The sequence below is a fragment of the Tenacibaculum agarivorans genome (assembly GCF_001936575.1).
Classification (GTDB): Bacteria; Bacteroidota; Bacteroidia; order Flavobacteriales; family Flavobacteriaceae; genus Polaribacter; species Polaribacter agarivorans.
In genome coordinates this window covers 1-26641 of record NZ_MSMP01000028.1, presented here as the reverse complement: position 1 = coordinate 26641, position 26641 = coordinate 1, and the positions used below count along the sequence as shown (strand labels likewise).

17 protein-coding genes are annotated in these 26641 nt (G+C 32.1%); 9 read left to right on the top strand and 8 right to left on the bottom strand.

What is annotated here, in order from left to right; all coding sequences use genetic code 11:
• The first annotated feature begins 5 nt into the window (after window positions 1-5).
• From BVC87_RS17695 to BVC87_RS17685, 3 genes are all read left to right on the top strand, one after another.
• Window positions 6-1178, top strand: coding sequence for an efflux RND transporter periplasmic adaptor subunit (locus tag BVC87_RS17695; protein ID WP_075343781.1), 1173 nt, complete (start codon window positions 6-8; stop codon window positions 1176-1178).
• 16 nt (window positions 1179-1194) lie between these two features.
• Window positions 1195-4704 (top strand): efflux RND transporter permease subunit, encoded by a 3510-nt coding sequence (locus BVC87_RS17690; RefSeq protein WP_075343739.1) that lies wholly within the window; start codon window positions 1195-1197, stop codon window positions 4702-4704.
• Between the two features lie 70 nt (window positions 4705-4774).
• The gene (locus BVC87_RS17685; protein ID WP_075343738.1) at window positions 4775-5248 is read left to right on the top strand and encodes a regulatory protein RecX; all 474 of its coding nucleotides are present in this window, start codon (window positions 4775-4777) and stop codon (window positions 5246-5248) included.
• Window positions 5249-5287: 39 nt separating this feature from the next.
• Here the strand turns inward: BVC87_RS17685 and BVC87_RS17680 are convergent, their stop codons facing one another.
• The 3 genes from BVC87_RS17680 to BVC87_RS17670 all read right to left on the bottom strand — a co-directional run bounded on the left by BVC87_RS17680 (window position 5288) and on the right by BVC87_RS17670 (window position 9840).
• Window positions 5288-5497 carry a hypothetical protein gene (locus tag BVC87_RS17680; protein WP_075343737.1) on the bottom strand — a complete coding sequence of 70 codons (210 nt, stop codon included), beginning with the start codon at window positions 5495-5497 and terminating at the stop codon, window positions 5288-5290.
• 222 nt (window positions 5498-5719) lie between these two features.
• Window positions 5720-9151 carry a T9SS type A sorting domain-containing protein gene (locus BVC87_RS17675; protein WP_075343736.1) on the bottom strand — a complete coding sequence of 1144 codons (3432 nt, stop codon included), beginning with the start codon at window positions 9149-9151 and terminating at the stop codon, window positions 5720-5722.
• 107 nt (window positions 9152-9258) lie between these two features.
• On the bottom strand, window positions 9259-9840 hold the full coding sequence (locus tag BVC87_RS17670; RefSeq protein ID WP_075343735.1) for a hypothetical protein: 582 nt from the start codon (window positions 9838-9840) through the stop codon (window positions 9259-9261).
• A gap of 180 nt (window positions 9841-10020) precedes the next feature.
• Here BVC87_RS17670 and BVC87_RS17665 point away from each other — a divergent pair, with 180 nt between their 5' ends.
• From BVC87_RS17665 to BVC87_RS17640, 6 genes are all read left to right on the top strand, one after another.
• On the top strand, window positions 10021-10989 hold the full coding sequence (locus BVC87_RS17665) for an NAD-dependent epimerase/dehydratase family protein (protein WP_075343734.1): 969 nt from the start codon (window positions 10021-10023) through the stop codon (window positions 10987-10989).
• A 48-nt stretch (window positions 10990-11037) separates the two neighbouring features.
• Window positions 11038-11625 (top strand): thioredoxin family protein, encoded by a 588-nt coding sequence (locus BVC87_RS17660; RefSeq protein WP_075343733.1) that lies wholly within the window; start codon window positions 11038-11040, stop codon window positions 11623-11625.
• A 74-nt stretch (window positions 11626-11699) separates the two neighbouring features.
• Complete coding sequence (locus tag BVC87_RS17655; RefSeq protein WP_075343732.1) at window positions 11700-12176, top strand: ABC transporter ATPase; 477 nt, start codon at window positions 11700-11702, stop codon at window positions 12174-12176.
• 118 nt (window positions 12177-12294) lie between these two features.
• The gene (locus tag BVC87_RS17650; protein ID WP_075343731.1) at window positions 12295-18279 is read left to right on the top strand and encodes an Ig-like domain-containing protein; all 5985 of its coding nucleotides are present in this window, start codon (window positions 12295-12297) and stop codon (window positions 18277-18279) included.
• A gap of 392 nt (window positions 18280-18671) precedes the next feature.
• Window positions 18672-21605: a SprB repeat-containing protein gene (locus BVC87_RS17645; RefSeq protein WP_075343730.1), complete on the top strand. Its 2934-nt coding sequence runs from the start codon at window positions 18672-18674 to the stop codon at window positions 21603-21605.
• A 99-nt stretch (window positions 21606-21704) separates the two neighbouring features.
• Entirely contained in the window at window positions 21705-22007 is a 303-nt protein-coding gene (locus BVC87_RS17640) for a hypothetical protein (RefSeq protein WP_075343729.1), read from the top strand.
• Here BVC87_RS17640 and truB read toward each other — a convergent pair.
• The 5 genes from truB to BVC87_RS17615 form a co-directional block, all read right to left on the bottom strand.
• Complete coding sequence (gene truB / locus BVC87_RS17635; RefSeq protein WP_075343728.1) at window positions 21987-22688, bottom strand: tRNA pseudouridine(55) synthase TruB; 702 nt, start codon at window positions 22686-22688, stop codon at window positions 21987-21989. The two genes, BVC87_RS17640 and truB, sit on opposite strands and share 21 nt — an antisense overlap.
• 2 nt (window positions 22689-22690) lie before the next feature.
• Window positions 22691-23485 (bottom strand): undecaprenyl-diphosphate phosphatase, encoded by a 795-nt coding sequence (locus BVC87_RS17630; RefSeq protein WP_075343727.1) that lies wholly within the window; start codon window positions 23483-23485, stop codon window positions 22691-22693.
• Window positions 23486-23487: 2 nt separating this feature from the next.
• Window positions 23488-23739, bottom strand: a complete 252-nt coding sequence (locus BVC87_RS17625) for a DUF3098 domain-containing protein (RefSeq protein ID WP_075343726.1) — start codon at window positions 23737-23739, stop codon at window positions 23488-23490.
• A gap of 3 nt (window positions 23740-23742) precedes the next feature.
• Window positions 23743-24621, bottom strand: coding sequence for a cell division protein FtsX (locus BVC87_RS17620; protein ID WP_075343725.1), 879 nt, complete (start codon window positions 24619-24621; stop codon window positions 23743-23745).
• Window positions 24622-24835: 214 nt separating this feature from the next.
• Complete coding sequence (locus BVC87_RS17615; protein ID WP_234974694.1) at window positions 24836-26179, bottom strand: hypothetical protein; 1344 nt, start codon at window positions 26177-26179, stop codon at window positions 24836-24838.
• Between the last annotated feature and the right edge of the window lie 462 nt (window positions 26180-26641).

Sequence of the window (26641 nt, the reverse complement as noted above, 5' to 3'; positions counted from 1 at the left end):
AACTAATGAGAAAGATATTTATACTAACCGTAACTTCAGTTATTTTATTTTCTTGTGGAAATAAAGAACAAACAGTAGAAGCAGTTTTAGCTTCAAATGACCTTAAACAAATTAGAGCAAAAAAGGATGAATTAAGTACGAAGTCGCAAGATATAGCGAATCAATTGAAGCAATTAGACGCTGCAATTGCAAAACTAGATACCAATAAAAAAATACCTCTAATTACAACAATTACTGCTAATACTAATGAATTTATACATTATTTAGAATTACAAGGTAATGTACAAACTAAGAAAAATGTTTTGGTATATCCAGAGGTTCCAGGGCAATTAGTTAGTGTTTTTGTAAAAGAGGGACAGAAAGTTGCTAAAGGACAATCCTTAGCAAGAATAGATGATGGAGGTATGTCTAATCAATTAGCACAGTTAGAAGCTAATGCAGCTTTAGCAAAAACAACATATGAGCGTCAAAAACGTTTATGGGATCAGAAAATTGGATCTGAGATTCAATATTTACAAGCAAAAACAAATTTTGAGGCTCAAAAGAATGCGGTAACTAATCTTCGTAAAAGTATTGGTAAATATACAATAAGAGCACCTTTTACGGGAATTGTAGATGATGTAATTAAAGAGCAAGGTACTGTAGTTTCTCCAGGTCCAGGTGCAGAAATTTTTAGGATTGTAAACTTAGGGAATATGTATATAGAAACAGATGTGCCTGAAAGTTATATCAGTTCTGTTAAGAAAGGTAAAGATGTTGCTGTTGAGTTTCCAATTTTAGGAAAACAATTAGATTCTAAAATCCGTCAAGCAGGAAACTTTATTAATCCGGCGAATAGAACATTTAAAGTTGAAATAGGCGTACCTAATAAAGATGGAGATATAAAACCTAATTTAACAGCTAAACTGAAAATTAATGATTACACTAACCCAAAAGCTATTTTAATACCTCAGAGTATTATTTCTGAAAATGCTAAAGGAGAGCAATATGTGTATATAGTGGAAAAAGAAGGAGATAAAACAGTAGCAAAACAAGTAATAATCAAAACAGGAAAAACGCAAGGAGATATTATTGAAGTTACTGAAGGAATTACTGATGGTATGCAAATCGTTAACGAAGGAGCAAGAAGTGTTAAGGATAAGCAAGAAGTTAAAATATTACAACTAGCCAAAAAATAATAAAAAATAGAGTCTGATGACAGAACAACAAAAGAAAGTAGATAAAGAGTTTGGTTTATCTTCTTGGGCAATAAACAATAAAACGACCATCTATGTTTTAATGGTGATTATATTGTTTGCTGGAATCTCAGCTTTCCTTGGAATGCCAAGAGAAAACTTCCCAGAAATAAAGGAAACTAAAATATATATAAGTTCAGTGTATTTTGGAAATACAGCTGAAGATATAGAGAAACTAATTACTGATCCGTTAGAAGAAAAATTAAAAACAGTAAGTAATGTAAATAAAATTAATTCTACATCTCAGGAAAGTGTATCAATGATCACCGTTGAATTTGATGAGGATATTACTGTAGAAGAAGCGAAACAAAAGGTAAAGGATGAGGTAGATGAAAAAGTATCTGGTGAAGATTGGCCAACGTTTAATGGAGCTAAAGTAGAACCTAATGTATTTGAATTAAATATTTCTGAAGAAACACCAATTCTTAACATTAATATTTCTGGAGATTATACCGTTGATCAATTAAAGAAATATGCGGAATACCTTCAAGATGAAATTGAAGATTTAGAAGAGATTAAAAAGGCTGACATCAGAGGTGCTGAAGATAAAGAAGTTGAGGTAGCTGTTGATATTTATAAAATGATGGCAGCTCAAGTAAGCTTTGGAGATGTTATTCAATCTATTAGTAATGGAAATACTACGGTTTCTGCTGGTAATATTGTAGCTAGTGGTCAAAGACGTACCATTAGAGTATTAGGAGAGATTGAAAAACCTGCTGAGTTAGATAACTTTGTGGTGAAGTCAGAAAGAGGAAACTCGATTTACTTAAAAGATATCGCTGAAGTTACGTTTAAAGATAAAGATAAAACAACTTATGCAAGAGAAAATGCTGAATCTGTAGTAATGCTAGACGTTAAAAAACGTTCAGGTAAAAATATGGTGGAAGCAACTGAGAAGATTAGAGAGTTGGTTAAGGAAGCGAAAGCAAATGTGTTTCCAAGTAATTTAACAGTAACTTTAGCGAATGACCAATCTTCTAAAACTGTAGGTCAGGTAGATGATTTAGTAAATAATATCATTTTTGGGGTAATCTTAGTAGTTACCGTTTTAATGTTTTTCTTAGGTTTAAGAAATGCTCTATTTGTTGGTTTTGCTATTCCAATGTCTATGTTCATGTCTTTAATGATCCTAAATTTTATGGGATATACCATGAATACCATGATTTTATTTGGTTTAATTATGGGATTAGGAATGTTAGTAGATAATGGTATTGTGGTTGTAGAAAATGTATACCGCTTGATGGATGAAGAAGGTATGAGTAGGTTAGAAGCGGCTAAAAAGGGTATTGGAGAAATTGCTTTCCCAATTATTATTTCAACAGCAACTACAGTAGCAGCATTTATTCCTTTAGGAATGTGGCCTGGAGTAATGGGGCAATTCATGATTTATTTCCCGATTACGTTGTCAGTTGTATTAGGTTCTTCATTATTTGTGGCTATCTTCTTTAACTCTGTATTGGTATCTCAATTCATGAGTACAGAAGATAAAAATATGCCGTTAAAGAGAATTATCCGACTAACAGTTGTATTAGGAGTAGTAGGAATTTTAATTTTATTATTTGGTGGATCGTTACGACCATTAGGTACATTAATGGTATTTGCTGCTGCAAACTTTTGGATTTATAGATACATTATGCGTCCAGCAGCCAATGGATTCCAAGCTAAAATTTTACCAAAATGGGAGAGTGGTTATGAAAGAATAATTACTAGTGTTTTAAAAGGATGGAAACCTCAGGTAATTACTATAGTAACTTTTGTTTTATTGATTTTTGCATTTATGGGATTTGGGGCTTCTGTAGGATCTCAAAGAACCAAAGTAGAATTTTTCCCAGACAATACACCTAATCAGGTAATTGTTTATGTTGAATATCCTCAAGGAACAGATATTGAAAAAACAAATCTTATTATGAAAGATTTGGAGGAGCGTGTTACTAAAATCATTAACTCTTCTCAATACTTAGAAGGAGATCATAATTTCTTAGTAGAAAGTTCTATTGCTCAAGTAGGGGCAGGTTCAGGAAATCCGCAAACAGATGGAGGATCTACTGCTGAAATGCCGCATAGAGGAAAGATAGTAGCTTCTATGCGTGAATATAAGTATAGAAAAGGAGCAGATAGTAAAGTGTTGAAAAAAGCAATTACTGAAGAATTACAAGGAGTGTATCCAGGGTTGTCGATTTCTGTTGAAAAAGATCCTGTAGGACCACCAGCAGGATATCCAATCAATATTGAATTGGAAGGGAAGGATTATGCGGAGTTAATAAACGTTGCTGAAAAAATGCGTGATTTTATCAACACAAAATCTATTCCTGGAATTGCAGAGCTTAAGATTGACGTTAATAAGTCTAAACCAACAATGTTGGTAGATGTGGATAGAAAAAAAGCAGGAGAATTAGGAGTAAGTGCAGCGCAAGTAGGAAGTCAGTTACGTAATTCTATTTTTGGAGCCAAAGCAGGAGTGTATAAAGAAGATGGCGAAGATTATGACATTTATGTGCGTTTCAATAAAGAAAATAGATACAATACAAGTGCTATTTTTAATCAAAATATTACGTTCAGAGATCCTTCAAACGGACAAATTAAGTCGATTCCTGTATCTGCGTTAGCAAAACAAAAAAATACTTCAGGTTTTAGTGCCATCAAGCATAAAGATGGAAAACGTGTAGTGACGGTATATTCTGCCTTAGCTCCAGGTTTTACAGATGCAGGTGCTATTGTATCTAAAATTCAGAATGAAATGAAGAGTTTTACTGAATTGCCAGAGACTATTAAAGTGGATTATACAGGTCAGATCGAAGAGCAAAATAAGCAAATGGCATTTTTAATGGGGGCTTTCTTTTCAGGACTAGGTTTAATCTTTTTAATCTTGATTTATCAATTCAATTCTATTTCTAAGCCAGCAATTATTATGCTTGCAATCTTCTTAAGTTTGATAGGTGTATTTGGTGGAATTGTAATGTCTGGATCTTCTTTTGTGATTATGATGACCATGATGGGAATTATATCTCTAGCGGGTATTGTGGTGAATAATGGTGTGGTACTTCTGGATTATACCCAATTATTGATAGATAGAAGGAAAGTAGCTTTAGGTTTGGAAGAGGATGAATATGTTGCTATTCCAGATTTAAAAGAGAGTATTATTAAAGGAGGAAAAGCACGTTTACGTCCTGTATTACTTACCGCAATTACTACAATTTTAGGGTTGATTCCTTTAGCTACAGGTTTAAACATTAATTTCTATACGTTAGTGTCTGAGTTAAATCCACATATTTATGTTGGAGGAGATAATGTAATTTTCTGGGGACCTTTAGCATGGACAGTAATCTATGGGTTATTTGTAGCAACTTTCTTAACGTTAATCGTAGTTCCTATTCTATTTTATTTAATTACTAAGTTTAAAATGTGGATTAAAAGCAAATCAAGTGTACAACAAGAATCGTATACTGAAATAGCAGAAATAGGAAACTAAGACATATAAATTATATATTTTAAAGAGTTAGCAGTTATATATTGCTAACTCTTTTGTTTTTTTGCAGTGTATGAATAAAAAGACTGTAGTAAGTGTAGAGGAGGTAAAGCGAAAATTAGAGCGTTATTGTGTGTATCAAGATCGATGTCATAAAGAAGTAGAGGATAAGTTGAAAACATTTCATCTTATTCCTGAAGCTAGAGAACTAATTTTATTGCATTTATTGGAGCATAATTTTTTAAATGAAGAACGATTTGCTAAAAGTTTCGCTAGAGGAAAGTTTAATATTAAAAAGTGGGGGAGAGTACGAATAACTAGAGAGTTAAAATCTAGAAATATATCAGCGTATAATATAAAATCTGCTTTAAAAGAGATTGAAGAAGAAAAATATACGCAAACGCTTCAAGAAATTACTGAAAAAAAGAACTCATTGATTAGAGAAGAGGATCGTTTTAAAAGAAGGAAAAAGCTGTTTGATTTTCTAAATTATCGTGGATATGAAATTGGTTTGATAAATGACGTACTAAATGAGATCATAAAATAAAACCCTCTATATAATTGTATATAGAGAGTTGAATAGTGTTTAAGAGTTGCAAATATCGGGTAATACATCACAAATATCTTCTAATGGAGGCACAGGATGTTGGCATCCACCCTCACAAGGTAAATTTATTTTATTTCCATATTGATCACATTCGCAAGCAGGATAGTAATAGCCTCCATTACTACCATTAATTTCTTTTTGTTCAGTTCTGGTTAATACTTTACCTAGATTTAAAATTGGTTTTTTCATAATTTAAAAATTTTAACTAGTGTCTAAATTATGTAGAAACTAGGCTTTTAATTAAGCAAAGCCAGATGTGGTTTTAAAGAATATATATTTGCTAGTATTCATGTTTTTTTCGTAATTCATATCTAGTAATGAGGTTTATAATTAATACAAGAGAAATAATTATAATAAAAAAGGATCTTCATCAGAAGATCCTTTTTTATTATATAGTTAACTAATAATTGATTAGTTTAAAACTAATTTTTTAGTAGCTGATTTTCCTTGAGAGAACATCTGTAAGAAATAAATACCACTAGAATGTTTACTTAAATCAAGAGCAACTTCGGTATCGGTTATATTCTTTTTAGTTAAGATTTGCTTCCCTGCAATGTCAAATACTTTGATCGTTAATTCTTCAGAAGTGTTTCTATTAATGGTAAAAATATCTTCAGAAGGGTTAGGGAATACAGCAACTCCTTTTAAAAAGTTTTCTTCATTAACTGATAAAACTCCTCCAACAGCAAGGTTATCAATAATTGCACCTTGGCCATTTACAGCTTGATCTGAAAAAAGCTTAAATCTGAAAATTACATTGGTTTGATTTGCTATAGCAGATAAGTCGTTTCTATACTCTCTAATACTAGCATTAGTTCTTAAATCAGTAGGATTTCTATCCGTACCCACACCAGTCCATTGATTTCCTGGTAATGAATTTACTTGAGCATTACTGTTGTACCAGTTAGGATCAGATGCGCTACCTAAAATAGTCCAAGTTTTTCCTTGGTCTACGGTGTATTCCACTACTAAATAATCATAATCATTTTCAATATCAAATCCCATATCAAATTTTAGTACAGGATTAGAAATTTGAGATAAGTTATAACAATCAGTATATAAATAACCTATTGATTGATCTGGGTAATTCAAAAGCCCAGTAGTGTATGCTCTAGATCCTGAAGGAATAGATAATGAAGATTTATCGGCTGAAGTAATAACCCAAACTTGTCTATTAGTAGTATCTGTTAATAATTCATCAGCACTATTCTCAAATGAATTTACAGTTGTTGGTGCGCTATTACTACTATTAATAATAAATTTCGACTCTAAGGAGTTGTTATCATAAGCATCATTAGTAATTACCGTTTCAACTTGTAATGTTTGTGCTCCTTTGTTTATTGCAATTTCAGGTAATACGATGTTAGTACTTTCTGTTGAAGGTAAAGCACCAGTCCAATTGTATGTTTTAGAAACACCATCTACAGTATAATTAACTGTTACATTATTTATGGTTTGCGTACCTTGATTTTGAATGGTAATCTCAGGCATTATATTTTCACCACAATTGATAAGGTTGTCTAAGTCATTTATAGATAATAATCTAATGTCATTAGGAGGAAGAACTCTTGGGATATCTGTTGAAAAGATTCCTCTACCATAAGTGGCTGCATATAATTTTGCTTCGTTTTCGTTAATATCTAAATCTCTTACTTGAGTATTAGGTAAATTAGTGTCAAAATTCTGCCATTCAGTTAAACCATCATTAATGAAGTATACACCTAGATTAGTCCCTAAGTAAATCGTATTATTACCACTTCTAGCATGGTGTTTTAAAACAATTTTACTTTCAGAAGGTAAATTACCAGTAATATTAGTAAAAGAAACTGAAGAGCTTGATAATGTTGTTGATTTGTATACTCTATTACGAGTTACTACCCATCCTATATTAGAATCATTATTATTGATTTCTATAGATGTAATAATTTCATTTGTAAAAGTCGCTATTTCAGCAAAAGTTTGACCTCTATCTGTACTTTTGTATAATACTTCACCATTTTTAGCACTATCAAAAGTAGATACATAAATGATGTCATTATTATTTGGATCAATTTCAATGTTTCTTAAATCGTTTCCAAAAGAAGTAGATGTTTTTACCCAATTATTATTTTCCAATTTATAAAGGTGGCTATACCCTGAAAATAATTCTCCATCGCTGTTGATGCTTAAAGGAGTAATCCAACGTCCACCACTATCGTTATTTGCTCTATCGGTTTCTTCGCTAGGAGCGCCTATAGAACTTGAATTTTTTCCTTGATCTTGAGTAATATTTAAAGAACCTCCAAATTGAGTAAATCCATAAAAAATGTTTGAGTTTTTACTATCAACAACACCTTCCATACCATCACCTCCGTGGTAGTTTCTCCATTGCGATCCATCATAACCAAATCCACCATTATCTTGAAGTCCTCCTGCTATAACGTCTAATTTAGCATTAGAAACCGAAATTCTATAAAACTGACTAATCGCTAAATTTTCTGTTAAATCTGTAAAAGCAGTACCATCATTGGTAGATCTATAAATACCACCATCAGTACCAGCGAAAAGTGTTCCATTAAAGTATCTCAAAAAGTGGATGTCAGCATGTGTGTAAGATGCTTGTCTAGGGTTAAACCAATTGTTAATTCTAGTGAAAGAATCTCCACCATTGGTAGATCTCCAAATATCAATTACTCCAACAAAAACAATATCTTCATTAGTGTCAGATACTGTAATAGCTAAATCGTACCAAGCTTGAGTACTATCGAAAATATCTTGAGTTTCTGCAGTTTTTGTGAAAGAAGCTCCACTATCAGTAGATTTATAAACACCATTAAAGGCAGATCCTACACCTGCGCTAACAAAATAAACACAATTAGGATTAGCAGGAGTTACATCCATCATCATTCTTGTTGATCCAGAAAAACCAGAGATTGTTACTGGCGAAAAATTTTCACCAGAATCAGTAGATCTGAAAAAAATACTTTCAGATGTAGCGTACCAAACCGTAGGATCTCCTGGTTTCATTTTTAGATCAATGATTTTAGAAGTTAGTTTTCTTGCCCACGTACTTCCTCCATTTACAGATTTATATACTCCACTGGTCGTAGCTACTAAAACAGTTTCAGTATTGGTAGGGTGAATGTAAATCTCATTCATTCTTGTAGAACCTCCAAACGGTAGTCCAGTGTCAGTCCACGTACTTCCTCCGTCTGTAGATTTCCATACTCCAGCAGTAAAAGAATCATCAGCATCATCATCACCTGTAGCAATGTATATGATATTAGAATTATCAGGATTTATAGCAATACCAGATACGCCAATATGTGGTAAATAATCGGTAAGTGGAGACCAGTTTAAACCAGCATCTGTAGATTTCCATATACCACCAGCAGGAGCACCAATATAGTAAGTGTTCGAATTATTTGGGTCTACAGCAATAGCATTAATTCTTCCTTGTCCGGTTTGTTTTAAATCAGATGTGTTATAAGTATTAGAGTTGTTATAAGGCCCTAATGGTTTCCAGTCACTTGTATTGCTACTTGTAGATTTAGCTGCTAAAGCTTGTTTCTCTGACCATGCTTTCTGTAGGTCTTCAAAAGTAGATATAGTTCCGTCAGGCTTTACATAAAAAGATCTATTATATTCCCATCTTTTAAAAGGCTTATATCCGCTACCTTTCTTATTGATATCAATATTTTTGAAATATGCTTCTGCTCTTTTCGAAATATCCGCTAAGGTCTCTTTACTTCCTTTATTTTGCTTTAAAAAATCAACGTTTTGATTCCAAGGTGCATTCGTTTGAATCTGACCATTTGCTATACAAAAAGTAAGAATAGCAACAATAGTGTAAAACTGCTTCATATAATGAATTAGGGTTAAAAATGGGCGTAAAAATAACAATGATTAACGAAGTATTATAAATTTTAACATATTGGGAGAGTGTTTTTTAACACTAACTTACTCGTTAATTATTGTAATTCGAGAGGTTTGGGTAGCTTTTTTTGAGAGTTATCTGGCTGTTTTTCCTCTAATTTAAAAAAATCATCTAGGTTAATTTCCTTGTCAAATTCCTCTTTACTATATATAGTATTTATTTTTATAGTGTAGCTACTAAAAATGAGTAAAACCTTATCAATTTGTTGGTTTACTTCTTGTGCTTTAATTGCTGGTATATGAGACATGTCATACAAACGTAACACCTCATTTCTAAATACATTAGAACGGGCTTTTAAAGCATCAGTTTTTAAGGCGTCAATTTTTAAGCTATCACTTAAGTATTGAGCAAGATCTTTTAATTCATTAGAAGTTTGTAAAGCTTCATTTGGAGTAATAGAGTTAAAACGAGATAAAAACTCTTTAACGTCATTGTATTCTTGCCAATCTCCCACATTTTGTTTGGCTAAATTGGAAAGTTCAGCTACTTTTTTATGAGAAGTAGCTGTACTCATATCAGATTTTATAGTTACTTCTTCAAGCTTTTTTTGTTGTTTTTTACAGCTTGAACATAGTAAAACTCCTAGAATTAAAAATATATGGATAGACTTAATCATTACCAATAAAATTTTGGTAAAAATACATTTTTTAAACTCTTGTTTTCTTAAACAAAAGGTAAAGCTTATAAATCAGTTTTTTAAAGCTTTGTTTTGATGATAGTTAAAAAATAACAAAAATATTTTATGAATTTGTGAATTTACTACCTTTGTAGAGCGGGTAAAATAAATTTTTTATAAATGAGTGATAAGATTTTAATTCTAGGAGCTAGTGGGCAGATTGGAACGGAACTTACCTTAAAGTTGCGTGAAGTGTATGGGAATGAGAATGTGATAGCTTCTGATATTAGAGAAGGAAGTGAAGAATTAGTACATTCCGGGCCTTTTGAAATTATTAATGCAATGGATAGAGGTAGGATAGTTGAAGTTGTTGAAAAATATGGTGTGACTCAAATTTATCTTATGGCGGCGATGCTTTCTGCTACTTCAGAAAAAATGCCATCTAAAGCTTGGGATTTAAATATGCAATCACTTCTTATCGTTTTAGATCTAGCTAAAGAAAAATATATACAAAGAGTATATTGGCCAAGTTCAATAGCTGTGTTTGGAGCTACTTCTCCTAAAGTAGATACACCACAACAAACTATAATGGAACCTTCTACGGTATATGGTATAAGCAAAATTGCGGGTGAACACTGGTGCAATTATTATCATAACAAATACGGTGTAGATGTTAGAAGTTTACGATATCCTGGAATTATCAGCTGGAAAACAAAACCAGGAGGAGGAACCACAGATTACGCTGTAGATATCTATTTCAAAGCCAAGGAAGAAGGAAATTATACTTGTTTCTTAAAAGAAGATACACGTTTGCCTATGATGTTTATGGAAGATGCTATTGATGCAACTATTCAATTAATGCAAGCAGAGGAGGATAAAATCAAAGTGCGAACCTCATATAATTTGGGAGCAATAAGTTTTACTCCTTCAGAAATAGCAGAAGAAATAAAGAAACATATTCCTGATTTCACAATTTCTTATGCACCTGATTTTAGGCAAGAAATAGCCGATAGTTGGCCTCAAATTATAGATGATTCAAATGCTAGATTAGATTGGAATTGGAATCATTCTTTTGATTTAAAAACGATGACCAAAGAAATGTTGAAGAATATTCAATCAGAAAATAATGAGGTTGTAAAGGTTTTGTAAGTTGTTAAATTCTTTTTCGTCATAATCAGTGTAAATTGATTAAATAGTATGAAAGCAGTAATAGAAAATAGTCTTAAAAAAGCAATAACTTATTCAGAATATAGAACTTTAGTTTCAGATTTATTAACAAAAAATAAATCAACAGGAGAGCATCAGTCAGAAGCATTATATAAATATAGTTTTCTGAATGATAGAAGAATGAAGCGTTTAGATAAAACATCTAAATTGCAAGAGGAAGTTGTAGAGAAAATTAAAGCAGTTGAAAAACCTCAAAAATGGATTGTATTAACTGAAGGTTGGTGTGGGGATGCAGCTCATAATATTCCTGTGCTAAATAAAATGGCTCAAGAAAACTCAAATATAGATTTACAAGTAGTGTTGAGAGATGAGAATTTAGAATTAATGGATAATTTTCTTACTAATGGAGGAAGATCTATACCTAAATTGATTGCTGTAGATGAGAACAATGATGTTCTATTTACTTGGGGACCTCGACCTTCATTTGCTACTAAAATGATAGCAGATTATAAGGAAGCAAATGGAGTTGTAGATGCTAAAGTAAAGGAAGATCTACAAGTTTGGTATAATAAAAACAAAGGAAGTAATGTACAGGAAGATATTGTAGCATTATTATAAAATATATCGTAAACCCAATATTTAGAAAGGCGCTAGGTACATATATCTAGTGCCTTTATTTATATTTGCAACCTATGATTGTAGATTTTGAAAAATTATCAGAAGAGGCAAAAGTTTGGATTTATCCATCGAGCAGAAAGTTTTATCCTCAAGAAATAGAACCTTTAAAGGAAAAGTTAGAAGCTTTTATAATAGAGTGGAAAGAAAATGCAGAGGATGCTGTCTCATATCAATTATTGTATAATAGATTTATTATTTTTTCTGCGGAAGAAAATGTAGAAATTACTAATCAAGACTTAGATCGTCAGGTTGCTTTTATTTTAGAATTACAAACAGCTTATGAAATAGAACTTCTAGATAAAATGAATGTCTGCTTTAAACAAGGTGAATTTATTCAATATAAGGAAGTTGCAGCATTTAAAAAGATGATCAAAAGTAAATCGGTAAATGCTAAAACCATTGTGTTTGATAATTTGGTGCAAACTAAGTATGATTTAGAACATTTTTGGGAAGTGCCAATTACTGAAAGCTGGTATAATAGATTTTTGTAGTAGTTTATAAATATCATTTACAATTTATTAATATGATATAATGAATTAAAAAGTTGATTGTTAAGGATAATATTTTAAATTTGCATTGCTAAAAAAAATTAACCTTAAAAAATTAACTATGAGAAAAACACTACTCTCTACCCTATTTTTTATTTTTTCATTAACGTATTTATTTGCCCAAGACGTACCTTTTACCCAAAGACTACAAGCTGGAGGAGTTACGCTTAGAGGTGATATTACCTTTATTGGAAATAATATTTTAAATCGAGATACTCAGAAAACAGGAGATCTTGCTAAACAAAATCCAAATGGTTCATTTTCTATTTTTACTGGAAATGAGAATCCAAATGTACCCTATGATTCCGATTTGTTTTTACCATCTTTTTTTGGAGGTACAGTTGTTAATGCCTCTGTAGCCAATAATGGTAATTTGTTTATGGATTATATAGATATTGATGATATAGAAGGAATATCAGGAAGTTCTGAAACTTTTTCATCATCAAAATCACAATTAAATTTACCATCTTGTTCTAAAGTTGTCTATGCAGGATTGTATTGGACAGCAGTTTATCCATTTGATACTTGGGAAACAGAAGGAGCTAGATCTGGTGATTACAGAAATATTAAGTTTAAATTGCCTGGTGAGAGTTATCAAGATATTACTAGTGATGAAGTAATATATGATGCTGGAATAGCAACACAACGTCCTTATTTATGTTATAAGGATATTACCACTATGGTAAATAACTTATCGAATCCTAATGGAGATTATTTTGCTGGAAATATTAGAGCTACTACAGGTTTAGATATTAATTATGGTTTAGGTGGTGCAGCAGGATGGACAATGGTTGTTATTTATGAAAATAGTATAGAATCAACCAAAAGTATTTCTGTTTTTGATGGTTTTTCTACTATAGATGGTGCTAATGCAACTGATGTTACTTTTGACGGATTTATGACTGTGCCTTCTGGACCAGTAAGAGCTCAGTTTTTAACGGCTGCTTTAGAAGGTGATACTTACATTCAAGGAGATGCTTTTCAAATTAAAAATACATCTGGAAATTATGTAGATATTAGTACACCTACCACCAATACTAGCACAAATTTTTTTAATGGAAGTATTACTCAATATGATAATTATGTAACAAATAGAAATCCTGATAGTGAAAATACATTAGGGTTTGATATTGATTTATTTGAAATTAATAATCCAGGAAATACTGTAATCTCAAATAATCAAACATCAATAAATGCTCGATTTACCACTAGTGGCGATGTATACTGGGCTTTTTTAAATGCTATTTCTGTTGAGGTTTCTACTTCAGAGATTCAATTGGTAAAAACAATAGATGATAACTCAGGTAATGATTTAGCAGGAGCAGCAGTTGGACTTGGAAGTGATGTGTGGTATAACTTGAGTTTTCAAAATATAGGTTCTGATGATGCTACTAATACTGTTATTACAGATGAACTACCAAAAAATGTAAATCTAATTACTTCGGATATAGTGTTACCAGTAGGAGTATCATTATCTAGTTATGATCCACCTGCAATAGCTAATGATTTTAGAGGAGCATTAACTTTTACGGTTGATGATACTTTAGTTCAAGAAACTGGAGCTGTTCATAGTATTCGCTATCATACACAAGTAGATAGTGATTGTACTAACTTTACAGATGCTTGTGCTAGCTCTGCTAGTACTGCAGCGTCAATAGATTATACAGGAATAAATAGTGGTATCCAAATAGTTGACCAATCTAGTTTTTCAGGTATTGATGCTTGTAATATTGGAATTGAAGGTCCTACCTATTTTTTAATAGATATTTCTTCTTGTAATATTGAACAAAATGTGGAGTTGTGTGGAGCTTCTGTTACATTAACTGCTGGTTCAGGTTTTGGATCGTACGAGTGGAGAGACAGTTCAGGAGCTGTATTAGGAACTACACAAAGTCTAGTAGTAACTTCTGTAGGGAAATATACAGTTTCAAAAGTTAATACAACAGGAACTTCAGCAGCATGTATTGCATTAGACGAAACATTTAATGTAACTACATCGTCTACTTCAGGATTAAATCCTTTAGTAAACCTTGCTGATAGCATCTCAACATGCCCTAATGACCCTAATTTAATATTGTATGAAATGTATGTTTGTGGTGTTACAGGTTCAAGAAATATAGCAACAGGTATAGTTTCACCATCAATAGTAACTTGGCAACAATTACAAACATCTTCTAATCCACAACCTGATAATAGTTGTCCTGATGTAAATGGAACTTGGGTTGATGTAGCAACGAATGCAAATAGTCCAACTAGAAATTTTTCAGAAGAAGGACAGTATAGATTAGTTATTGAAAGTGAAGGGGGTTGTCAAACGGTTCATTATTTCAATATTATAAGACAAGAAGTTAATGCAGCAATAGCAGTTGTGGATAAGGTATGTAATATTGAAGGAAGTATAATTGTAAGTAATGTTCCTGCAGGTTATGAGTATGCTGTAGCTCAGAGTGGAGTTATTCCAGTGGCTTCTGACTATCAAGTATCAAATATTTTTTCGATAGCTAATGAAGGTTCTTATGATGTATATGTGAGAAATAGTGCAACATTATGTACTTCTACGTATTATAATATAATTGTAAACAAAGCCGAGGAGTTCGAATCTGTAACAGTTTCTCAAGTTGAGGCTTTAAACTGTATTAATAATGGTGAATTTATTTTCATAGAATATGCATCTAATGATCCAACTACTGTTGCTGACGTTCACATTAAAGATAGTTCAGGAAATCTTATTGAAACTATAACAGGAGTTAGTAGAGATACAAGTGTAAGGAATACCGATTATTTACCAGTAGGTACCTATACAATAACTGTTGAAAGTCAATATACGGGTTGTGAAAAAAGTGTTAACTATGAAGTACAACCAATTGTTGATTATATAGCTGATGTTATTGTAGCATCACCAGTAATTTGTCTTGGAGATAGTAATGGTAGTGTAGAACTCACTATTAATGCAAGTACTCCTTATACAGGTTCATATGGGTATACATTATTTAATACTGATACAGGTAGTGGAGGTGTCTTTGGAGAAGGAGTTGGCAATACACCAACTACCATTACAGATGTAAGTGCAGGGAGTTATTATGCTGAAATTACGCAAAATGAATTTCCATTCTGTACAATAAGAACAAATAATTTTGTAGTTGATGGCCCGTCTTCACCATTGTTTGTTACTGCAGATGTTTTTAATAGTGATTCTATTTTGGCCACAGGTATAGGAGGAACAGCTCCATATGAATACAGTATAGATGGAGGACTTACATTTAGCACTAGCAATATTTTCTCAGGATTAGCTTCAGGAACATATATAGTAACAATAAGAGATGCTAATGGATGTGTATTTACATCAACAGAAGTAAATTTAAACGCTACTTTAGCTACTACATTTGTAACTACACCGATAAATTGTTTTGGCTTAAATGATGGAACGGTAACAATAGCAGTGACAGGAGGTACACCGCCTTATAGTTATGAATTAACAGATCCAATAGGTACTGTTATTGTTAAAGACAATAATGTTGATAATAGTTACGTATTTGCAGGATTAACTGCTGGAAATTATATAGCAAAAGTTGTAGATAGCGCAGGACAAGAAGTAGTAGTTACATTTGATATTGTTGAGCCTGCACCAATACAATACACTGCTTCTGTAACGCAATCAGTCAATTGTTTTCAAAAAGGAGAAATAATCTTCGGTCAACCTACTGGAGGAACTCCACCATATGAGTATGGGATTAATGGAACGTTTACTTCAGATTTAATTAAAGGGAATTTAGAAGCGGGAGTATATGATTTGTCAGTTAGAGATGCTAATGGATGCGAGTCAACATTAAGTGCAGTTGTTATATCTGAAGATCAACCTCTAGCATTATTTATTACTTCTGATAGAGATAGAATAACAGGTACAATTACAGGTGGACTTCCACCATATAATTATATGATAAATAGCACTAATGAAACAATGATTGGAGGTGATACATTTACTGAAATATTAGCTCCAGGAACATACGATATCTTAGTGCAAGATGCTAATGGTTGTATTACTTCTGAAATTGTTACAATAGCGGATCCAACTCCTTTTGCTAATGATGATGTCTTTACAGTTGATGAGAATGCAACTATTGACATTGATGTGCTAGCCAATGATGTTATTTCTACAGAAAGTTCAGTAACGTATACTAACCCTGCAAATGGTCAGTTGACTATTAATGACTCTGGTACAGCAGATATTGCTGATGATATAGTAACGTACATTCCAGATGCAAACTTTGTGGGAGTAGATAGTTTTACGTATTCAATTTGTGCAGACTATGAAAACTCGAATTATTGTGATACAGCTACGGTTACTATAACGGTAAATCCGAGTTCTAATCTAGATGTAAGCTTTACTATTTTTCCAATTACTTGTTCAAGTTCAAATGATGGGGCTGTTGAAGTTCTTGTAAACGGAGGAACTCCTCCTTATAGCTATACATTATTAGATAATACTGGCGTTAATGTTATACATACAAGTTCAGATAACTCTTTTACAAATCTAGCTCCTGGTCATTATACTGTTAAAGTTACAGATAGTAATGGATTTGAAGCATTAAATTCATTTGTTGTTAACGAGCCAGCTCCTGTAGCGCTAACTACAGATTTTATTGCAGTAGACTCTTTTATTGTTACTGCAACTGGAGGAATCCCTCCTTATCAGTATAGTATTGATGGAGGAAATAGTTTTACAACTGATAATGTATTTAACAGTTTAGCTTCAGGAACATATAGTGTTATTGCAAAGGATGCTAACGGATGTATATCTTCTCCAGCTGTGGTTACTATAAATCCAAAACCGGATTTAGAAGCTAGCGTGGTTATCAATAATATTACATGTAATGGAAAAGCAAACGGAATAATTGAGATGATTGCAACTGGGGGAACTCCTCCTTACAGATATCTTTTAGATGATAGAAATACAGGTCTAGTAGTGATGGAAAATACTTCAGGTGTATTTTCTAATGTAGAAGCAGGAAATTATAATGTTATAGTTAGAGATAATGCAGGAGGACAAGTAATTTTAAACGCTGTATTAGAGGAGCCTGAAGCAATTGAAATCACTACAATAACTACAAATGTGAGTTGTAATGGCTCAAATGATGGGATAGTTACGGTAAATGCTATTGGAGGAACAGGTTCATTAGTATATGAAATTAGTTCTCAGCTTGGAAAATTCCAAACAGAAAATACATTTACAGATTTAGCTCCAGGTAATTATAGTATTACTGTTTTAGATACTGCAGGATGTATTGCAACAACAACTGTTGAAATTAAAGAACCTGAATCATTATTTATCAATTCAATAGATATACGAGCTACAGGGAAACACCCAAGTGGAAGAATAAAAATAGGAGCAGAAGGCGGGACTCCAAAATACAAATACAGTATAAATAACGGACCATTTAAGAGGTCTAATCGCTTTTTAGATTTAGCTGATGGTTCATATACAGTAATTGTACAAGATGATAATGGATGTTTATCTAATTCATTAACAGTTACTATTGATAAGATTGAAATTGAAAATACAGTTGAACAAATTGCTAATATTTTAGAAGCCTTATTTAAAAATGCTAATGCATATCAATGGATTGATGTAGATAATGATGTTAGAATAGCAGGAGCTACTAAACCTACCTATAAGCCAACGAAGTCAGGTAGATATCAGGTAGAAATGATATTAGGAGGATCGTCTACAACAGTATCTAATAAAACTGTAATTAGAAAGAATAATACTCAAGTAGTGTTATCTCCAGTTATTGAATATGATGCTGGTGTTTTAAGTGTAGAAGAAGAAACAGAAAAAATCTTTAAGCTATATCCTAATCCAGCTGATGAGTATTTAAATATACCGTTAGACATCTTAAATAAAGAGTATACTATCTATTCTATTCATGGTAAAGAAGTTTTAACGGGTAGTTTAATTCATGAGAGATTAATAGTTGAAAGTTTAGCAAAAGGAGTGTACGTTCTGTATGTAGAAGGATATAAGCCTATACGATTTATGAAAAAATAGAAATTAAATTATATAATCATTTAAAAGTTCCATTCTACAAGAGTGGAACTTTTTTTTATAACAAAAAATTATCTCTTGGTATTTTAGAAAAAGGATTAATACAAATAATGATTAATTTTTTCGTGTATATCAGTTCTAGTATTTTTTACGAAGTGTTAACGTAGTAAGAAATGTATCGAGAACTAACCGAGCTACTTCTCGACAGTCGAAATACATAATTATATTCTAAAGATGGGTAATACGTGTTTAGGAGATCGTTTCTACTAGTGTCTTGTGTCAGTAAAATACTTATTTTCACTGAATATAGGGTAGTTGCAGGACTTCTATATTTCTAATTTTGTTTGTCTTAATTGAGTAATTAATTTGTTACAAGCATTCAAAAAAATAGAAATATGAAATTCAAAATAAGATTATGGTTAGTACTTTGTATTACGTTGACGTTCCATGTTAGCTTTTCACAAATAATACTTAGTGGTTATACAAGAACAGAAATCAAGAGCTTTGCTTCACAATCTTCAACACTTAGCATTACATTAACCGCTACCGATGTTTCATGTTCAGGTTCAAGTGATGGAAGAATTGATAGTGCAGTATCAGGAGGAAATGATCCTTATACATATGAATTATTCGATAATGATACAGGTACCATTTTTGCGTCAGGTTTTAATAATAGTTTTGAAAATTTACAAGCAGGAAACTATAAAGTAGAAGTTACTGATGTTAATGGATTAAAAGACAGTCAAGAAATAATAGTTTCAGAACCTTTACCTTTAAGTACTACAGCAGCGTTAATTACTTCAAATGAAATTATAGTAACCAGTACAGGAGGAATAGCTCCTTATGAATATAGTATAAATGGAGGTGTTTTTCAAACAAGTGATATTTTTACGAATTTAGTACCAGGTTCATATACAGTTCAATCAAGAGATGCTAATGGGTGTGTAGCAGAATCATCTATGATTACTGTTGTTCCTGAGCTGGTATTAACATTAGTTGCTACCGATGTTTCATGTTCAGGTTCAAGTGATGGAAGAATTGATAGTGCAGTATCAGGAGGAAACCAACCTTATACGTATGAATTATTCGATAATGATACAGGTACCATTTTTGCGTCAGGTTTTAATAATAGTTTTGAAAATTTACAAGCAGGAAACTATAAATTAGAAGTTACTGATGCTAATGGAGTAAAAGAGAGTCAAGAAATAAAGGTCTCAGAACCTTCCCCCTTAAGCATTACTACGGCATTAATTGCTTCAGATGAAATCGCGGTAACTAGTACTGGTGGAACAGCACCTTATGAATACAGTATAAATGGAGGTGTTTTTCAAACAAATGATGTTTTTACCAATTTAGTACCAGGTTCATACACAATTCAAGTCAGAGATGCTAATGGTTGTATAGCAAGTTCATCTACTATTACTATTGTTCCTGAATTAGTAGTAACACTAGTTGCTACTGATGTTTCATGTTCAGGTTCAAGTGATGGAAGAATTGATAGTACAGTATCAGGAGGAAATGATCCTTATAACTATGAGTTAATAGATGATACAGGTACCATTTTTGCATCTGGTTTTAATAGTAGTTTCGAAAATTTACAAGCAGGAAATTATAAAGTAGAAGTTACTGACGCTAATGGATTAAAAGACAGTCAAGAAATAACGGTCTCAGAGCCTTCCCCCTTAAGCATTACTACAGCATTAATTGATTCAGATGAAATCGCGGTAACTAGTACTGGCGGAACAGCACCTTATGAATACAGTATAAATGGAAGTGTTTTTCAATCAAGTGATATTTTCACGAATTTAGTACCAGGTTCATACACAGTTCAATCTAGAGATGCTAATGGTTGTATAGCAAGTTCATCTACGATTACTATTGTTCCTGAGTTAGTAGTAACATTAGTTGCTACTGATGTTTCATGTTCAGGTTCAACTAATGGAAGAATTGATAGTGCAGTATCGGGAGGACAGCAACCTTATAACTATGAGTTAATAGATGATACAGGTACCATTTTTGCGTCTGGTTTTAATAGTAGTTTTGAAAATTTACCAGCAGGAAATTATAAAGTAGAAGTTACAGATGCTAATGGAGTAAAAGACAGTCAAGAAATAACAGTTTCAGAACCTTTACCCTTAAGTAGTACGGCAACGTTAATTACTTCAAATGAAATTATAGCAACTAGTACTGGGGGAACAGCTCCTTATGAATATAGTATAAATGGAGGTGTTTTTCAAACAAATGATGTTTTTACCAATTTAGTACCAGGTTCATACACAGTTCAATCTAGAGATGCTAATGGATGTATAGCGAATTCATCTACTATTGCTATTGTTCCTGAGTTAGTAGTAACATTAGTTGCTACTGATGTTTCATGTTCAGGTTCAACTGATGGAAGAATTGATAGTGCGGTATCTGGAGGGCAGCAACCCTATAATTATGAGTTAAGAGACAATACGGGAACAATTTTAGCATCAGGTGGTAATAGTATCTTTGAAAGTTTAAGCTCAGGAGAATATATTGTAATAGTAACAGATGATCAATCTAATCAGGTTACTGATCAAATAACAATAAGTGAACCCAATCCAATAACTATAACAGTACTAAATACTATTTCAACAGGAGATAAACCTAGTGGACAAATAGAAATAGAAGTTATTGGTGGAGTAGGAGCTTATGAATATAGTTATGATGGAGTTAATTTTTTCACGAATAATACTGGGAATATCGTAATTAATGATTTAGAAGAAGGAGTGTATACTGTAACCATCAATGACAGTAATAATTGTATAGCCAATTCACAAGAGATCACTATAGATACTATAATGATAAATAATGAAGTGATAGTTCAAAACAGCTCAACATTAGCGGTTAGTTTTAAAGGAGCTTCTTCATATCAATGGATCAATGTAGATACAAAAGAAAGAATTTCTGGAGCTACAAAACCTACTTATGAGCCAACCGTATCAGGTAGATATCAAGTAGAAATGATAGTCGAAGAATCTTCTAGAATTATATATAACAAAAGTATAATAAAGAAAAGCACCGCTCAAGTAGTCCTGTCTCCTGTTGTTGAATATGATGCTGGAGTTTTAAGTGTAGAAGAAGAAACAAGTAAAATCTTTAAGCTATATCCGAATCCAGCAGAAGAGTATTTGAATGTCCCTATACCTGCAGTATATAGTGTATATGGTATTTACTCTATTCATGGCAAAGAACTTGTAACAGGTACTTTATTGAATGAGCAATTAACTGTCGAAAGTTTAGCAAAAGGAGTGTATGTTTTATATGTTAGAGGATATAAACCTGTACGATTTGTAAAAAAATAAGATCATATCATAAAATCAATTTAAAAGTTCCATTCTATCTGAGTGGAACTTTTTTTTGTAACAAAAGTTATATTTCTGCATCTAATAAAATAAAAAACTATGGGAGGAAGTGGTAGTATACAACCAATTTTAGATAACAATAAGAATTTATTACGAAAGAAAAGTCTGTTTAGAGATTTGAAGCATGAAATTACAGGCGATTATAATACCAATCTTAAATTTAAAGAGGTAGATACAGAAGAATTAGAAAAAATTAAAGAAAGTATCAGAGTTAAAGCAAAAAGAGATGAAAAAAGAACTGTACTAGTATCATTTTTAATATGTGTAGTTTCAGCTGCTTTTCTATATCTTTTGCTTCATGATTTTTCGATAGATTTTAAACTATTTGCTAGAAGAATTTAAAGCTTCTACAAATTCATCGATACTTTGTGCATTACCTACTGAAAAGTCTCCAATTTTAGTACGTCTTAAAACAGATAAATGTGCGCCAGATTGTAAAGCTTGACCAAAATCGTGAGCTAGAGAACGAATATAAGTCCCTTTACTACATACTACTCTGAATTCTAAATTGGGTAAATTGATCTTTGTAATTTCAAAATCAAAAATTTCAATTTCTCTAGATTGTATTTCGGTAGTTTTTCCTTGGCGAGCCAATTCATACAAACGTTTTCCGTCTTTTTTAATCGCTGAAAAAATAGGCGGTTTTTGTTGGATTTTACCAGTGAATTGTTGTGTAGTGTTATGAATTAATTCCTCAGTAATATGATCAGTAGGAAATGTTTCATTAATTTCAGTTTCTAAATCGTAACTCGGAGTAGTTGAGCCGATAACAAAAGTACCAGTGTACTCCTTTAACTGTCCTTGGTAGGTTTCAATGCTTTTGGTTTGTTTTCCAGTACATATGATTAACAATCCTGTTGCTAAAGGATCTAAGGTGCCAGCATGACCGACTTTTATTTTTTTTATGTCGAATTGTTTACGAATATGCCATCTCAATTTATTTACTACTTGAAATGAGGTCCATTCTAAAGGTTTGTCAATTAATAAAACCTTTCCTTCTTTAAAATCTTCAACAGTACTCATAATTATTGTAATAAAGAATATCCAATAGCTATTATACCTACAACAGCACAATAGATAGAAAAATAAGAAAGCTTACTCTTTTTAACTAAAGCAATCATCCATTGACAAGCTAATAAACCTGCTACGAAAGCAGCAATAAAACCTGCGGATATTGGTATGATTTCTGAAGATTGGAAATTGATATCACCACCTAAAATATCCTTTGCAATTTTTCCAAAAATTAAAGGGACTACCATTAAAAATGAAAAACGAGCCGCTTTGGTTCTGTCAATGCCTAACAAAACAGAAGTAGAGATTGTAGCGCCAGATCTAGAAATACCTGGTAACATTGCTATAGCTTGCGATATTCCGATGATCAAAGAATTTGAAAACGAAACATTTTTGTCTGTATGTTTTGCTTTATCAGCTAACAGAAGTAATACAGCAGTAATTAAAAGCATAGCACCAACAAATAGTATTTTACCACCAAAAAAAGCTTCCAATTGCTCTTCAAATAACAAACCTACAATTACAGCTGGAATCATAGAGATTACAATTTTCAATGAAAACTCAAACTGTTCATTCCATTTGAATTGAAACAGGCCTTTAAAAATTTCGGCAACTTCTTTTCTAAAAATAACTAAGGTACTTAATGCTGTAGCAAAGTGTAAAACAACCGTAAATGTAAGGCTTTCTTCGGGTACTGAACTGTCTCCTAAAATAGCTTTAGCTAGTTCTAAATGGCCACTTGAAGAAACAGGTAAAAACTCCGTTAACCCTTGAATAATTCCAAGGATAATAGCTTCTATAATATTCATGCTTATTTTTTAGGATTAGGGTTTGTTAAAATGGCATAGATTTCAATACCTAGACCAATAATAACTAAGGTAGGAGCCAAACGGATTCTTCTCCAACTGTATAAATCAGGATTAAATACATTTGGATCATCACTTCCACCACCTGCCATTAGAATAAATCCTAATGCAATTACAGCTAAACCAATTAGCATAATCATGTAATTTCTTTTACCGAATAAAAATTCTGGTTGATTTGAATTTTTATTTTTCTTCATAGTTTAATAATATAAATCGTTGGTTTGTAGATTCAAGAATCGTTGTGTAGCAAAATACGTACTTATCCAAGAAATGATAAATGAAGCTACTAATATTCCTGTTGCTAAGTAAATTAATGAAATATAATCTTTAATTAATTCTAAAGCAGGTATGTTTTTGTCTATATAATATATCATAAGACCAAGTCCTATTAAAGCAACAAAAGCTCCAATAAAACCTAGACGTATACTTTGCCAAATAAAAGGCTTTCTAATAAAACTTTTAGTAGCGCCAACCATTTGCATAGTTTTAATATTAAAACGTTTTGCGTAAATAGAAAGACGGATAGAACTATTAATAAGTATAACAGAAACACCTGCAAAAAATCCACTTAATACCAATAACCACAAGCTGATTTTCCGAATGTTTTTCGTCAATTGTTCTACCAAAGGTTTATCATAAGAAACATCACCTATGAATGCATTTTTACTAAATTCAGTTTTAAGTTCCTCCATTTTTTCTGGAGTTACAAAATCAGCATTCAAATATAAATCGATTCCGTTTTTTAATGGGTTAGTTCCTAAAAATTCTAAGAAATCTTCTCCAAGATCTTTACTGTAAATTTTAGCCGCTTCTTCTTTAGAAATAAAATATAACAAGCGAGTATATTCTTTTTCTGATAATGACTCTCTAAAGGTTTCAATTTGATCTTTAGTAACATTGTCTTTAAAAAAAAGAGACATAACAACCTCTTGTTTAAAATGATTGGCAACTTTAGTAGATTTTAGTAAAACTAAACCAAGTATACCTACCATAAATAAAACAAGAGCAATACTAATAACTACTGAAGCATATGAAGATCGTAATCGTCTTTTTTGAAAAGAATCAAAAGAATTCGTCATTAATACAATGTTTGTTGTGCAAGGTACAAATTATTGCTATAAAGTGATAATTATTATAGGTATAGAAGTAGGTTTTAGTAAATTATTATAAAATCAAAAAGAGAAGTAGTAAAGTACTACCTCTCTTTTATAGGGTGAATAATAAATAAAAGTGTTTAACATTAGTAAAACAATTGAGTGTTAAAATTCCCTACCCTATGTTTTAAAAAAAAAATTAATAATTTCTTGGTAATCCAATCTGAGTTCCAATTACACTATCTTCAGGTTGCGTAATAACTGGACAGTTGATAATAGCTCCTGTAGCCGTTAATAAATCAGATAATGAGTTTTCTAAAGGAGTTGCATTAACGTTTCCTCTAAAAGGAACTAAAGTCCCATTCGCTAATAACTCATTAATTTGATCGAAACTTCTTAAGATTGGGCGCTCATTTTCTGGAACAGTAAATTCAGTTACATGAGCATCCCACATTGGAGCGTATCGTACATCAAACGGATCTATTGGAAAAGTGTTAGTTGGATCCTGTACCTGTCTTGGGCTTAAAGAAGCTGTATTTAATCCTTGTACCCCAAATCCATCAGTATCTGTAGTTCTACCATTAGCTGTAGGACTAAAAGGTAACATAGACCCTCCTGGGAATAATCCAAATGTTGGTAAGTTTGCTAATCTTGGGGCAAAAACACCTAATTCAATAGCAGCAGGTCCTGGGTCAGAAGTATCTGTTACAATATGGAAATAGAATTTTCTATTGTCATGCCATCCATCTAAAAGTTGCATTACCACTGCAGCTTGACCGATACCTAAGTTAGGATTGTTTAAATCATCCTCTTGCTCAGGGCCATTTCCTGCAGGATTAGGAATTCTATCATGAATACCAGTAGCATTAGCAACCATTTGTGCATTAATTACTACCCCACTCGGTAATACTACATACGATGACCATTCAGGACTAGCAACGGCACCAGCAGTTACTGAAGCAGGAGGGAATCCAGCCAATAATCCATCAGGTTGACCAGGAGTTAAGGTTCTTTTCGGAGAAAAATCTACAGATCCTTCAAAAATCAATCTTCCTTTTCTAAAATATCCACGTTGTTCACCACCAGAACCAATAGAAGCAGCCATTCTAGGTGAAAAAATAACACCTAATTTTTTTGCCATAGCTTCATTAGAGGCTTCTGTAATGATGTAGTAACATTTTCTTAGTCCGTTAGGTGTAGTTTCCCAACCCTGAAACATTGGAAGTCGTACTGTTGGACCCGCAGGTACAACTGATCTGTCTATTCTATAATCGATTCCTAAAACACTAGGTAAAAACACATTTTGAGCAGTAGTAAAGGAAAGTGCTGGCCTTTTAGCATTAAATGGAATACCTCCATCGGCTTTTATACTTTTTAATAACCAAAAAGCTTCTTTTAACGCTTTAAACGTTTGGTTTTTAAAACCTCGAGAGGCTATTTCAGTATCATTTGTTGTGTTTTCTGGTAAAGTGTCTTCAGTACTACATGCAGTAATAAGAGCTGCTGATAATAGGGGTAAGACGAATCGTTTTAAATTTGTCATTATAAAAGTTTTTAGAAAAAAACAACTGGCCAATCGTTTTCAAGTGTTAATAAAAGGTTTAATTACAAATTCAGACGATAGCTAGATTTAGTACTTACGAAAAAAAAGAAGAATACATAGTAGAATTCGAAAAAATAGGAGGTAAAAATGATAAAACTCCCAATGTTTAAAGGAGTTTTAGTGTTGTTGTTAAAAAAAGTTAAATCATGTGTAACGTGAATTTTGGATAAAAAAAATCGTGCCAATTTGAATGATTTTTTCGAATGAAGTGAAGAAAAATTGTATTGAATCAAGTTAGGTAGAGCTATCAAAAATAAGAATTTTAACTTCTAGATAGTCTTGATATACTTTTTAGCTTGGCAAGCTATCTTCAACCAAAATATATTTTGATTTCACTAATCTCAAAAGTACTCTTATACGATTTTTGGAATATAAATTCGCATAAATACTTTTGTCACTTCT